Source organism: Mucilaginibacter sp. P1_D10 (assembly GCF_056406215.1).
The window spans coordinates 63,035-75,243 of the sequence record NZ_JBFUAP010000017.1; the positions used below are offsets into that span (position 1 = coordinate 63,035).

11 protein-coding genes are annotated in these 12,209 nt (G+C 48.8%); 6 read left to right on the forward strand and 5 right to left on the reverse strand.

Features of this window, described 5'->3' with window-relative positions:
* The first annotated feature begins 116 nt into the window (after window positions 1-116).
* From AC1DYT_RS22140 to AC1DYT_RS22155, 4 genes are read left to right on the forward strand one after another with little or no spacing between them, the layout of a single operon-like run.
* On the forward strand, window positions 117-443 hold the full coding sequence (locus AC1DYT_RS22140) for a hypothetical protein (protein ID WP_477471695.1): 327 nt from the start codon (window positions 117-119) through the stop codon (window positions 441-443).
* Window positions 418-1,947: a glutamine-hydrolyzing GMP synthase gene (gene guaA / locus AC1DYT_RS22145; RefSeq protein ID WP_477471696.1), complete on the forward strand. Its 1,530-nt coding sequence runs from the start codon at window positions 418-420 to the stop codon at window positions 1,945-1,947. Before AC1DYT_RS22140 ends, guaA begins: the two co-directional genes overlap by 26 nt.
* Window positions 1,904-3,157, forward strand: a complete 1,254-nt coding sequence (locus AC1DYT_RS22150) for an ABC transporter substrate-binding protein (RefSeq protein WP_477471697.1) — start codon at window positions 1,904-1,906, stop codon at window positions 3,155-3,157. The genes guaA and AC1DYT_RS22150 overlap by 44 nt, the downstream gene beginning before the upstream one ends.
* Window positions 3,154-4,350, forward strand: a complete 1,197-nt coding sequence (locus tag AC1DYT_RS22155) for an RsmB/NOP family class I SAM-dependent RNA methyltransferase (RefSeq protein ID WP_477471698.1) — start codon at window positions 3,154-3,156, stop codon at window positions 4,348-4,350. Before AC1DYT_RS22150 ends, AC1DYT_RS22155 begins: the two co-directional genes overlap by 4 nt.
* A 34-nt stretch (window positions 4,351-4,384) precedes the next feature.
* Here AC1DYT_RS22155 and AC1DYT_RS22160 read toward each other — a convergent pair whose 3' ends face one another.
* Both AC1DYT_RS22160 and AC1DYT_RS22165 read right to left on the reverse strand, forming a co-directional pair.
* Window positions 4,385-4,594 carry a DUF5808 domain-containing protein gene (locus tag AC1DYT_RS22160; RefSeq protein WP_477471699.1) on the reverse strand — a complete coding sequence of 70 codons (210 nt, stop codon included), beginning with the start codon at window positions 4,592-4,594 and terminating at the stop codon, window positions 4,385-4,387.
* A 249-nt stretch (window positions 4,595-4,843) separates the two neighbouring features.
* Entirely contained in the window at window positions 4,844-6,679 is a 1,836-nt protein-coding gene (locus tag AC1DYT_RS22165; protein WP_477471700.1) for a DUF885 domain-containing protein, read from the reverse strand.
* A 46-nt stretch (window positions 6,680-6,725) separates the two neighbouring features.
* On the opposite strand from AC1DYT_RS22165, the gene AC1DYT_RS22170 reads away from it, so the two are divergent.
* Complete coding sequence (locus AC1DYT_RS22170) at window positions 6,726-7,199, forward strand: DinB family protein (RefSeq protein ID WP_477471701.1); 474 nt, start codon at window positions 6,726-6,728, stop codon at window positions 7,197-7,199.
* A gap of 231 nt (window positions 7,200-7,430) precedes the next feature.
* On the opposite strand, the gene AC1DYT_RS22175 is transcribed toward AC1DYT_RS22170, so the two are convergent.
* On the reverse strand, window positions 7,431-8,717 hold the full coding sequence (locus AC1DYT_RS22175) for an alpha/beta fold hydrolase (protein WP_477471702.1): 1,287 nt from the start codon (window positions 8,715-8,717) through the stop codon (window positions 7,431-7,433).
* A 205-nt stretch (window positions 8,718-8,922) separates the two neighbouring features.
* Between AC1DYT_RS22175 and AC1DYT_RS22180 the strand changes: the two genes are divergently transcribed.
* Window positions 8,923-11,373, forward strand: coding sequence for an outer membrane beta-barrel protein (locus tag AC1DYT_RS22180; RefSeq protein ID WP_477471703.1), 2,451 nt, complete (start codon window positions 8,923-8,925; stop codon window positions 11,371-11,373).
* 59 nt (window positions 11,374-11,432) lie between these two features.
* Here AC1DYT_RS22180 and AC1DYT_RS22185 read toward each other — a convergent pair whose 3' ends face one another.
* Window positions 11,433-11,648 carry a KTSC domain-containing protein gene (locus AC1DYT_RS22185; protein ID WP_477471704.1) on the reverse strand — a complete coding sequence of 72 codons (216 nt, stop codon included), beginning with the start codon at window positions 11,646-11,648 and terminating at the stop codon, window positions 11,433-11,435.
* A 40-nt stretch (window positions 11,649-11,688) separates the two neighbouring features.
* Window positions 11,689-12,075, reverse strand: coding sequence for a DUF1634 domain-containing protein (locus tag AC1DYT_RS22190; protein ID WP_477471705.1), 387 nt, complete (start codon window positions 12,073-12,075; stop codon window positions 11,689-11,691).
* Window positions 12,076-12,209: the final 134 nt, after the last annotated feature.

The window sequence follows — 12,209 nt, forward strand, 5'->3', positions numbered from 1 at the left end:
GCATCGCCACAAATTCTCACGCCACAAATTCCATTATAAGCATCTAATCTCAATAAAGTCATCGGCTGCTCATTGCCGCAGGGGCTACTACTTTTGCTGCACCAAAAGTAGCAAAAGTGCTTTCAGCAGAAAGGCTTCTTTGCCGCACCAGCCTTTACCCTGCAAATCGGGCAGAACTCACAGGCTGGGAAAATTTGCTCCTTGCTTCGCCGCTCTTGTCCCACGCTTCAGCAAAAATTCCCTATGCCTTTTCCCGCTCACTGCCCACCGCGTTCTACCCGCTTTCGCCCGAAGCTTATCTACTGACCCTCAAAAAGAAATCAGAAGTCAATAAAAAATCCGAAATCGAACATCCGAAATCCTCTCATTTCTCAAATCTCGTTTCTCACATCTCAAATCAATTCCCTATCTTTGCCCATGCAAGAAAAAATCCTCATTCTTGACTTCGGTTCGCAGTTTACCCAGCTTATCGCGCGCCGTGTCAGGGAACTCAACATCTACTGCGAGATTCACCCCTTCAACAAAGTTCCTGAAATAGACGAAAATGTAAAAGGTATCATCCTTTCGGGCAGTCCATATTCTGTGCGCCAGGAAGATGCACCCCATTTCGATTTCGTAAAACACCATACCACCCTGCCTATTTTGGGCGTTTGCTACGGTGCACAATACATTGCCCATTTCCATGGCGGCGAGGTTTTGGCCTCCAGCACAAGGGAATATGGCCGTGCCAATTTGGACTATATTAAACAAGGCAACCCGCTGTTTAAAGATGTACCTAAGGATTCGCAGGTGTGGATGTCACATGCCGATACCATTGCTACCATCGGTAGCGACTTTGAGATTATTGCCAGTACCGATAGCGTAAAGGTTGCTGCTTACCAGGTAACCGGTACCCAAACGTACGGCATACAGTTCCACCCGGAGGTTACGCACAGTATCGACGGCAAGCAATTGCTGCAGAACTTTTTGGTTGATATCTGCGGTTGCGCCCAGGACTGGACACCCGATTCGTTCATCGAGACCACCATTGCCGAACTGAAAGCGAAGCTTGGCAATGATAAAGTAGTATTAGGCTTATCAGGCGGCGTGGATTCGTCGGTTGCGGCGGTATTGCTGCACCAGGCTATCGGCGCAAACCTGCATTGTATATTTGTAGATAACGGCCTGTTGCGTAAGGACGAATACCAATCCGTTTTGGATTCGTATCAGCACATGGGCCTCAACATAAAAGGCATAGATGCCAAGCAACGTTTTTACGATGCACTGGCCGGCCTTACCGACCCGGAAAAGAAACGCAAAGCGATCGGCCGCGTGTTCATCGAGGTGTTTGATGATGCCGCGCACGAGGTGCAAGGTGTAAGCTGGCTGGGCCAGGGTACTATTTACCCGGACGTTATCGAGTCGGTTTCGGTTAAGGGGCCATCGGCTACCATCAAATCGCACCATAACGTTGGCGGCCTGCCCGATTTTATGAAACTGAAGGTTGTTGAGCCTTTGAACACCTTGTTTAAAGACGAAGTGCGCCGCGTAGGTGCCGCTTTAGGCATCGACCCGAATATTCTTGGCCGCCATCCTTTCCCGGGTCCGGGACTGGCTATCAGGATATTAGGCGACATCACGCCTGAGAAAGTTGATATTTTACAACAGGCCGATGCGATTTATATCAACAATTTGCGCAGTGCCGGTGTTTACGATAAGGTTTGGCAGGCAGGCGCCATTTATTTACCGGTACAATCGGTAGGTGTTATGGGCGATGAGCGCACTTACGAGAACGTAATTTGCCTCCGCGCGGTAGAATCGTTAGACGGGATGACGGCCGATTGGTGCCACTTACCGTATAACCTGCTGGCCAAAATCTCCAACGAGATCATCAACAACGTAAAAGGAATTAACCGGGTAGTATATGACATCAGTTCGAAACCGCCTGCTACCATTGAGTGGGAATAAGTGGTTCATACTTGTATTAGCATTGGTGGTGGGCGCATGCTCGCCTAAAGTGCGTACTGTACCCGTTGCTGCCAAACCCGTACCAACAGCGCCCGTAGTAAAGCCCGAAAAGCCGATACCACCGCCCATTAAGCCGCCCGAGCCTAAATTCTCGGTGGTATCGCTCATTTTGCCTTTGGGGCTTGATAAGCTTGCCCCGGGCCAAAGCTACAGTTCGGGAGATTTGAGTAAAGCTAATATGTCGGCAGAGTATTACCAGGGCTTTAAATTGGCGCTGGATTCGGTCGCCGGCCTTGGTGCCAACTTCAAATTGCAGGTTTTTGATAGTAAAGACGATGCCGCTATACACAGCCTGGCGCAAAACCCGCAGATAAAAAACGGCGACCTTATTGTGGGCCCCATCTTCCCTGAGGATATACGGCTTTTTGCGTCGATGTTCAATTATTCGCGTAAGCCTATCGTGTCGCCGCTGTCGCCTGCCTCGCCTACCCTGTTCAATAACCAGAATATCGTTACCATGACCCCGCCGCTGGAGTACCATGCCAAAGGCGCGGCCACCTACATCGTAAACAAGCTTAGGCCCAAAAAGGTGTTCATCCTCAACTCGGGCTTCAGCGACGAAAAGCTTTACAACGGTCCCTTTAAACGCACCATCGATAGTTTAAGCAAGCGTAAGATACAGGTGGTACCCTTCACCGTGGTGCGGGGTAACCTTACCCCGCTGGTGGCACAATTGAACAATAAGGTAGAGAATGTTTTTTTAGTCTCCTCTACGCAGCAGGCCTTTTTAATGGTGACATTGAAATCCTTAGATACTTTATCAAGGAAATTCCCGGTTACGCTTTTTGGCCATCCTAATTGGGAGAAATTCGCCTTTCTGAAGGCTAACCTGCTGCAACGGTTGAAGACGCATATCACCAGCACGGATAAGATAGATTATAAATCGCCCGATGTAAATGCGTTTATACGCATTTACCGCAAGGCATACCATACCGACCCTACCGATTTTGCCATAAAAGGCTTCGATGAAGGGCTTTACTTCGCGCAGCTGCTGGCGCGCGAAGATGACAGCTACCGTCGCGTAGAACAGAACGACTTTACCGGGCTGCACAACAGCTTTCATTTTGAGAAGAAACCCGGGCAGGGCTGGGTAAACACGCATGTCGACATCCTGCGTTACCAGGATTTTGAACTTAAACCCGTGCAATGAAAGCCATAAACCAGCTGAAGACTTTTCAACGCATCCTGGGCGATTACCCGGCAGATACGCCTTTAGGCAAGTTCTTACCAGGCTTTTACCGACAAAACAAGCAAATGGGCAGCACCGACCGCAAGGTGGCTGGCCGCCTCATATATAATTACTTCCGCCTGGGCAAGGCATTATTTAACGCCCCTACTGAAGACAGGCTGATGGTTGCCGAGTTTTTGTGCAATACGCAAACCAATTCCTTTTTGCAGCACTTTAAGCCCGAATGGGCGGCCTGCGTAGGTTTCGGTATCGACGAAAAAATCAACATCGTAAAAACTGCCCATCCCGATTTTAAGCTGGAAGCTGTGTTCCCCTGGAGCGCACAGCTATCAGCAGGCATTGATAAAGATGCATTCCTGAAATCATTCTTCGTGCAGCCCGACCTGTATATCCGCATGGCCAAAGGCATGGAGGCAGCTGTTAAAGCCGAACTGGTAAGGGCCGGAGTAGTATTCAAGGACGAGGGGAACAATTGCCTGAGCTTGCCCAACGGCACCCGGCTGGAAACTATCTTCCAGAAACAGCACTGGTACGAGGTGCAGGATTACTCCTCGCAGCAAACGGCCAATTACTTCAGGCCTCAGAAATGGGACAGTTGGTGGGATGCCTGCGCCGCATCGGGCGGGAAATCCTTACTGCTACATAGCCTGCAACCGGATATAAAACTGGTGGTATCAGACATCCGCGAATCTATCCTGGCCAACCTGGATGAGCGTTTCCAACTGGCGGGCCTGCGCAAGTATCAAAAGAAGCTGCTGGATCTTACCGAGAATAACGAGCAGCTTTTATACCAATACGAATTCGACGGGATTATTTTAGATGCGCCCTGCAGCGGCAGCGGTACCTGGGGCCGCACGCCCGAGATGATAAGCCAGTTTGAAATACACAAAGCCGACTTTTTCAAACGCCTGCAGCAAAGCATCATCCCCAATGTAGCGAAGCACCTGAAAGCCGGCAAACCCATCATCTATATCACCTGCTCGGCCTTTAAAGCCGAGAACGAAGATGCCGTAGATTTTATGGTAAAACAACTTGGCCTACAGCTGGAAGAAATGCAGGTACTTAAAGGTTACGAACGCAAAGCAGATACGATGTTTGTGGCGAGGCTAACCGCGAAAGCCACCCCGCCCCCTGAAAACGGAGTTCTTGAATAGCAAGGACGCATTTGCAGGCTTACTATAATAGCCCCTACCCCTTAGCTGCCTTGTGGCTCATCACCTTTACCACTATAGCGATGGCAATAATAGCTCCCAGCAGTATCCAGGTGCGCCTATCTGCAAAGTTGAAGGTATAGCCGAGGCCGAAGCGTTTTGGCACAAAAAATTTCGGGTCATCTGGGTTGTGATATATGAAGCCCCATATCCAATGGGCTGCATCGCTCCTATCAATATCGCTCATGGTTGAGACTATTTAATAATCAATATTAATCACGTAAATATTTTCCGCAGATATGCCACACGGCGAGGTTTTGTACCTACGGCACAAATATCGTTTTAATTTACCTTGCTACCATTTGACCCCCATGGGGCCACTCTAAGCATCAGTATAGTCCGCATCCGAAGTTCCGAGCTCCATCCGCACATTTGAAATCTGAAATTTGCGCATTTTCACATCTGCATATCTGCACATCTGAAATCTGCACATCCGCTACCCCCCTGTTCCCGGCTGTGTATCAATCTTAGGTACGGCAAACATGGCCTCTTTTATCAGTTTGATAGGCGCGCTGCCATAGCTCAGGAATTTCTCGTTGAATTCTTTTAAGCGGTACTTATCGCCCTGCTTCTTTTTCCAGGCTTGCTGCAGTTCGGTGATTTCTTTGTAGCCAGTGTAATAGCTAGTGAGCTGCACGCTGCTTACGCTAACGCGCTTCCACTTGCCATCGGCCTCGGCCTGTTGCTGAAAGGCTTCGTGGGTGAGCATTTTGATGGCTTGCTCTTTAGTCATGTTGCTTGCATGCACGCTGTAATCTAATATAGCGTTGCAAACCGAGCGCAGGTTCCATTTATACCACATCAGTCGCATCTCAGGCGCGTTATCACCATAACCGGCATCCAGCATCATCTGTTCGGTATAAACTGCCCAGCCTTCTATCATTGCACCGTTACCAAATACCGATTTAACCATGCTTGGCGATTGATTGGCGTACACCTGCTGCGTGTAATGCCCCGGGATAGCTTCATGTATGTTCAGTATCTGCAAAATATAATCGTTGTATTCGCGCAGGTAGCTTTCGGCGCGGGCAGGCGCCCAACCGGCAAGGCTGCCAACGTTATAATAGGTATTGCCCGTTTTATCATAAGGCCCCGGCGAAGTAACGGATGCGCCTGCAACCCCGGCCATATAGCCCGGCTCCTTACGCACCACCAAAGGTTTGGTTGGGTCCAGCGGGAGCAGGTCCTTGGCTTTGATGAAGGCGGTAAGCTTAGGCAACTGCTCCTGAATAGCCGTTTGAAAATCATCGGGCGCAACGTGTTTGGCCGATAGGGTATCTATCATCTGCCCTATCATATCTAACGAATCGGCAGGCATGGGTTTGGTGCCGAAGTATTTTGGCCAAAGCGTCTTGCTTATTTTGGCCATTTCCCGGTGCAGCATCTTTTTGCGCTCCATGGCCGCATTATAAGTTTGCTGGGCAGTACCCTCTGCCTGTATATCGTATTTGAATTTGTTTTCGTAATACTCCTTGCCCAGGCGGAAGCTGCGCGGCTTATCGTTCTTCATGGCCTTTAAAAAGGCGGCGTAGGCTTTAATGGCATCTGTGGCGATGCGGGCCCTGTCTAACATCTGCCGCTGCTCGGCATCTGGTATCCTTGTCTTCTTCAGCGAGTCGGCAAAATCCTTATCTATCACACTGAGGCCGTTCAGGTTTTGGTCAATGGCCAGCTCTGTAAGTTCCTGCACCGGGTTCTTTAACTGTTTTTGAGCCTCTTTATAATAGGCGGGCACAAAACTCATGCGCTGGTAAAAGCTGCGCAGGCGTTTTTCAAGTGGAGCGTAATTCTCGGTAAGCATAACCGCAAAGCTGCCGATCACGTTGTACGATGCCGGGTTCCACTGGTACTCTCGCAATTGCTCTAGCTTCCACTGCATACCTTCCATTTCGTTCTGCATCATGCGGTGGTCGATTTTGTTGGCATCAGACAGCGTGCCCACCTCAAAACGGCTCAGCGAATCCATCTGTACTTTAGAGAATTTGATGGCTTTTTTACGGCTGTCGTCGCTCGGTATCGTAAGCAGGCTGTCGTATTTATGGTAGCCCGCAGCGGTGGCAGCCTGGGGGTTCTCTTTCCAGTAATCGTCGAGGAAACGCTCTTCATATTTTTGGAAAGCGGCATCATCTTTAGCCGACAATGGCTCCATGGATTGCCCGTCTTTTTTACAGGCCGAGAATGCGGCCACGTACAGGGCGAGTAGTAGTAGTTTTTTTATCACTGTTTTACCAGGTTTGCTTTGGTTGATAAACTTAGATAATTTGGCGCACATAAATCAAATTTGCGGCTATTTTGTTGCAAAGGGAAACACTTCTATTATGAACGAAGAACATGAGCTATTAATTGCCGAGCTGGTAAAACTGCTTGAGGGCGGCGGCGCGCATGCTACGTTAGCCGAGGCTCTGAAGGATATCCCCGCCGAATTCAGGGGAAAGAAACCGCATGGCCTGCCTTACAGCATATGGCAGCTTGCCGAACATATACGCATTGCGCAATGGGATATGCTGGAGTTTAGCAAAGATGGCAACCATCAATCGCCAAACTGGCCCGATGATTACTGGCCCAAAGATGCCGAACCCAAAGACGATTCGGCATGGGATAAGACCATAGAACAAATCAATACCGACCGCTCGGCATTCCTGAATTTATTGAAAAGCGAAGATATCTACAAACCCATACCCCACGGCTCTGGCCAAAACATCCTGCGCGAAGCCCTGCAAATAGCAGATCATAACGCCTACCATACGGCAGAGATTGTTTTACTGCGGAGGTTGCTGGGGATTTGGGGATGATGTGCAGGTGTGCAGATTTCAGATGTGCAGATGAAACCCACCGCGTCATTGCGAGCGATAACGCGGCAACCATCGGCAGGCGGAGCCGATTTGCAAGTCCGCCCTGCCTGCCGAGGATTGCTTCGTACCTCGCAATGACGCGGTGGTTAATTAAGAACGCCTTTCAAGCTTTGCTTGAAAGGCGTTCTTAATATTTAAAATCTGCACATCTGAAATCTATAATCTGCACATCTATTTCAACCCCTTCACAAACTCCACTATGGCCGTTATCAGTTCGGGTTTTAACGGGAGGGCGGGGTTGCTGTAGGTGGCTTTATTCTGTTGCCGGTCGGCGGGGGCTTCTTTGAGTATATGGTTCATACCGGTAATTACCACAAGCTTCGCATCAGAATTTGCTTTCTTCAGTTTATCTGCATCGTCTACAGGTACCTGTATATCGGTTGTGCCTTGTAATATCAATGTGGGTATTTTTACCCTCTTCATAATAGAGTAAGGGTCGTACCTGTACCACGACATGAGGTACGGCTGTATGCTTGGCCGGGCTATGTAGTACAACTGCGGGTCCATATAGTCGGTAGTTTTGCCCTTGCGCAAGCTATCTACCATGGTTTTATACTGATCTACCAAAAACTTGGGCTGCTCTTTCTCCACCTGTTCCAATACAACCTTTTCGGCAGAGCGGCCAGCACCGGCAACTGATATAAAGGCTTTAACCGGCTGCTCTCGCAGCGAGAGCAAACCCACCAGTGAGCCTTCACTATGCCCCAATACGATAACTTTAGAGAAACGCGGGTCTTCGTTCAGCATGTTTATGAGGCCCACGGCATCGTCTACATAATCGGTAAAGCGCAGTTCTTTTTCTTTGGTAGAGGTTACGCTCTGGCCGACCAGGCGTTTATCGTAGCGCAGTACGGCTATCCCGTTTTTGCCAAGCTCGTTGGCCAGCATTTTATAGGTATTGCCGTTGAGACCCAATTTCGGGCTGTTGCCGTCGCGGTCTGTAGGGCCAGATCCGGGTATGATAAGCACCACCGGCACCTTGCCTTTGGCATCCTTGGGTATGCTTAACGTACCGGGTATTGTGCCTGTAAACATTTTGAACAGCACGGGTTCCTCGGTAATAGAGGCATCCATTTGTATGGTTTTGGTTGGTTCCTGATAAGGGGTAAAAAATACGCCTATCAGTTTATTCTGGCTGTTGAGCGATAGGTTCAAAAAGAACACCGCGTTGGCGAATGTGGCCTTGTAAATAGCAGTTGGCGCAACGTAGCGGTCTGCATCGGCTTTAACCAGGTTACCCAATTGGGTTTTTAGTTGTATGGTGGTTGCGTTCCATTTATCAAGCGGCATGGTCGTTTTCATTTCGGGCGCAAACATGGCGTAGATGCTATCGGGCTGCGAGGCGTTGTAGAACTGCTTAAACTTAGCCAGCACCGGCGCAAAATTTGCCGGTACGGTTTGTGCCATGGCGTTTACTGCAAAAACTAAGGCGATAGCAATACTGGATATTCTTTTCATTCGGGGTTTAACCTGTTATGATGAGGGATAATTGTGGCGAATTTACTAAATTTTAAAAGCTTTTGATTTGCTATATCCTATAACTACAGACAACCATAATTATTATCGTGCGTAAAATGCATATTAACAATACATCGAATTAATATTTTATTAAATTTGGCTCGTCCTAAACGCACAATATCGAATAAAAATCTACCAATTGTTAATGAGTTTTAAAACAGGATGTTTACTGCTAGTATTCATAGCGGGCTTTTTTGGTTTTTGCAGCGCCCAAACCACTCCGGCAGTACTCAAGGGTAATATATATCTACAGAATAATACGGCTGCCGAAGCCGCTACCGCCATATTGCTCAACCAACGCGACTCGTCGATTGTGATGTCGGCCCTGGCAGATAATGCCGGCGCTTATACTTTCCGCAACGTACCGGCGGGCAGCTACATCGTGGCGGCTTTCCGCCTGGGATGCCTTAAAGCTTACTCGCGCGTGTACCAACTAACTGCCGGGCAGCAGCTCACCGCACAGCCTATATACCTACAGCCAACTGATACCCAGCTTAAGGAAGTAGCCATCGTTGGCAAAAAAGCTTTTGTAGAGGTTCGCCCGGGCAAAACCATCATTAACCCGGCGGCCAGTATTACTGCCGATGGCAAGAACGTACTGGATATTTTGGCCCAAACGCCCGGCGTAAAGGTTGCCGATGGCGATAATATCAGCATCAGCGGCAGGCAAAAAGCTTTGATACTGATAGATGGCAGGCCTACCAACATCACCGGAGCCGACCTGGCTGCACTCCTGCGCAGCACCCAGGGCAGCAATGTTGACCGTATTGAACTTATCACCGGCGGCTCGGCCAAATATGATGCCTCGGCGGGCGGAGTCATCAATATCGTAATGAAGAAGGGCAAGAACATTGGCACCAACGGCACCATCAACTTAACTGCCGGTTACGGCAAGTTTTATAAAGGCATAGCCGGCTTTACCTTCAACAGCCGCAGCAAGTATGTAAATGTGTTCGGCCTGTATAATATCAACGCCAACAAAACCTACCGCGGCTTCACCAGCAACCGTAACGTAAACGATGGCGGCGCATTAAGCAGCTACGATTTAAATTATTACGGTGAGCAGAAAACCTTCAGCCACAATTACCGCCTCGGGGCCGATTTTACGTTATCGCCCAACCATACCCTCGGCGTACAGGTTTACGGGTTTGTTACCGATAACGATTTCATCAAAAACAATAGCCTTAAAATTGCCAACCAGGGGCACCTTGATTCGGTGATTTTGGTGAACAGCCGTGTCGACCGCGACCTGCGCAACATCAACTACAACATAAACTACAGCGGCAAATTGGATGAGGCGGGGCGCACCTTAGCTGCCAGCCTAACCTACCTGCCCTATACCAGGCACTCGGCCGAGTACATCAACAACACTTTTTTAAATACAGCAGGCTCTGCCTACCGCCAGCCCCAGTTTTTACAGAACCTTTCGCCATCACAGCGCCGCAACTGGACGGGGATGCTGGATTATGCCAACCCGCTCAATAAAACATCAAAGCTGGAGGTTGGCTTTAAATTCAGTCATACCAAAAGCGATAATACCCTGATATTTGGCCCGCTGGTAAACGGCGCTTACTCTACCGACCCGCTGTTCAGTAATAACTTTGTTTACAACGAGGATGTAAATGCTGCCTACTTAAACTATACCGCCGCTTTTGGCAAGTTTGATATGGTAGCCGGGCTGCGCGGCGAAAACACCCATTCAAAAGGGCAATCTGTGGGGGTTGCATCCGCCACCGCTACTTTAAACATTTTTAATTACTTTAAGCTGTTCCCCAACCTGTTGCTGCATTTTGCGCAAAGCGATAAGCACGATTACGCCCTCACCTATATGCGTGGTATTTTAAGGCCCGATTATGAGAGCCTGAACCCCTTTTTGTATTATGTAGACCCTTACGATTTCCAGAGCGGTAACCCTTATCTGAAGCCGGAGTACAGCAACACCATCACCTTTACCTATACCTACAACCAAAGCCTCTCTATCGCTTTGTATGCGGGTAAAACAACGGATGCCAACTTCTCATTCTACACCCAAAACGATGCCACCAAGGTTAACTTGACCACCACGCGCAACCTGGGCGATGTGAAGGACATAGGTATTCAAATTATATCGCCCTATACACTTACTAAATGGTGGACGGGTGAAATCGATGTAAACGCTGGCTACTACCATTACACCACCTACCCCGAAAACGGCAACCTGGATAAGGGCGCGGCCGATATCATCTTTAACACTACGCAAAACATTAGCCTGAGCAAAAGCCTGGCGCTGGAGATAACCGGCTACTACGAAACCGCCAACCAATACGGCATACGCAGGTTTAGCCCCAATTACTATGTAAACGCCGGCATGAGCACCCCAATATTCGGTAAGCGCGGCAAGCTTAGCCTAAACGTGGCCGATATATTCAACACCAACCGCGACAGGGCCTACACCCTTTACCAGAATATCGATTTGCGCATTAACGGCAAACCCGAAACCCGTATAGCCCGCCTGGCCTTTACCTACCGCTTCGGTAAATCCACAGTGAAAGCTGCTACCAAACACCAAACGGGTACGGAATTGGAGCAGGACAGGATGCGGAAGGGAGCGAATTAATATAGCTGCAGATGTGCAGATTTTAGATTTCAAATGTGCAGATGATTAAGAAAGATATTTTAACCTACCTTTTGTTCCTTATACTTCCCTTTGATTTTGGTGACGAAAAAGTTGCCTAACGATTCGCTGCTTAAGAACCTTTTATATGCAGATGGCTTGAAACCGAAATATTGCCACACGCCGCTATGCTCCTTAAACTCCAGTTCAAGGGTGTGGGTTTGGGCGTCGTAGCCGATGCTCTCTAGTGCCGATGATTGTACAGGCTGCCTGCGCATACCTATATAGCAGGGCAGATGGGGAATGGTTTTAAAAATATCAGCCCGCGTGCCCGCTGAACATGCTGATGAAGATAATAAGCAGTACGATAAGGGTGATGCCTACGTACAGATAATCTTTCTCCAGAATGAACCCGATAGCCGAAAACACCACGCGGATAACCGGCGTGGCAATGAGCAGGATAATGCCGGCCTGTATAATGGCCCTGCCCCGTAAAGTAAGTATGCCGTTGATGATGCCCGATGCGTTATGCACAAAATCGGGAACGCCTTTAAAGGTGTGGTAGTCGGGAGTTTCGTGCCCGTGGCGGTAAATAAATACAATGCCCCCAATAAAAACTACAGACATGGAAACAAGCACCCCTGCGCGGAGTATCCAGCCGATGATGGCCTGCATGTCTTTTTCTTTGAAGGTGGTGTTCGTCATTGGGTCATTGGGTCATTGGGTCATTAACCCGACGACAGGAGCAAAACTAAGGGTAAAAAAGAAAGCTTGCTAATTATTTAACTCATTAAATTACCAACGAAAGAAGCCGACAAAGTTAAATTGCTAAGCTCACC

Excerpts from the sequence above, each read along its gene's own strand:
- AC1DYT_RS22150 (WP_477471697.1), top strand. The coding sequence starts at position 1,904 with ATGACATCAGTTCGAAACCGCCTGCTACCATTGAGTGGGAATAAGTGG.
- AC1DYT_RS22155 (WP_477471698.1), top strand. The coding sequence starts at position 3,154 with ATGAAAGCCATAAACCAGCTGAAGACTTTTCAACGCATCCTGGGCGAT.
- guaA (WP_477471696.1), top strand. The coding sequence starts at position 418 with ATGCAAGAAAAAATCCTCATTCTTGACTTCGGTTCGCAGTTTACCCAG.
- AC1DYT_RS22185 (WP_477471704.1), bottom strand. The coding sequence starts at position 11,648 with ATGCGCAGGCAGCCTGTACAATCATCGGCACTAGAGAGCATCGGCTAC.
- AC1DYT_RS22160 (WP_477471699.1), bottom strand. The coding sequence starts at position 4,594 with ATGAGCGATATTGATAGGAGCGATGCAGCCCATTGGATATGGGGCTTC.
- AC1DYT_RS22175 (WP_477471702.1), bottom strand. The coding sequence starts at position 8,717 with ATGAAAAGAATATCCAGTATTGCTATCGCCTTAGTTTTTGCAGTAAAC.
- AC1DYT_RS22165 (WP_477471700.1), bottom strand. The coding sequence starts at position 6,679 with ATGTGCGCCAAATTATCTAAGTTTATCAACCAAAGCAAACCTGGTAAA.
- AC1DYT_RS22180 (WP_477471703.1), top strand. The coding sequence starts at position 8,923 with ATGAGTTTTAAAACAGGATGTTTACTGCTAGTATTCATAGCGGGCTTT.
- AC1DYT_RS22170 (WP_477471701.1), top strand. The coding sequence starts at position 6,726 with ATGAACGAAGAACATGAGCTATTAATTGCCGAGCTGGTAAAACTGCTT.
- AC1DYT_RS22190 (WP_477471705.1), bottom strand. The coding sequence starts at position 12,075 with ATGACGAACACCACCTTCAAAGAAAAAGACATGCAGGCCATCATCGGC.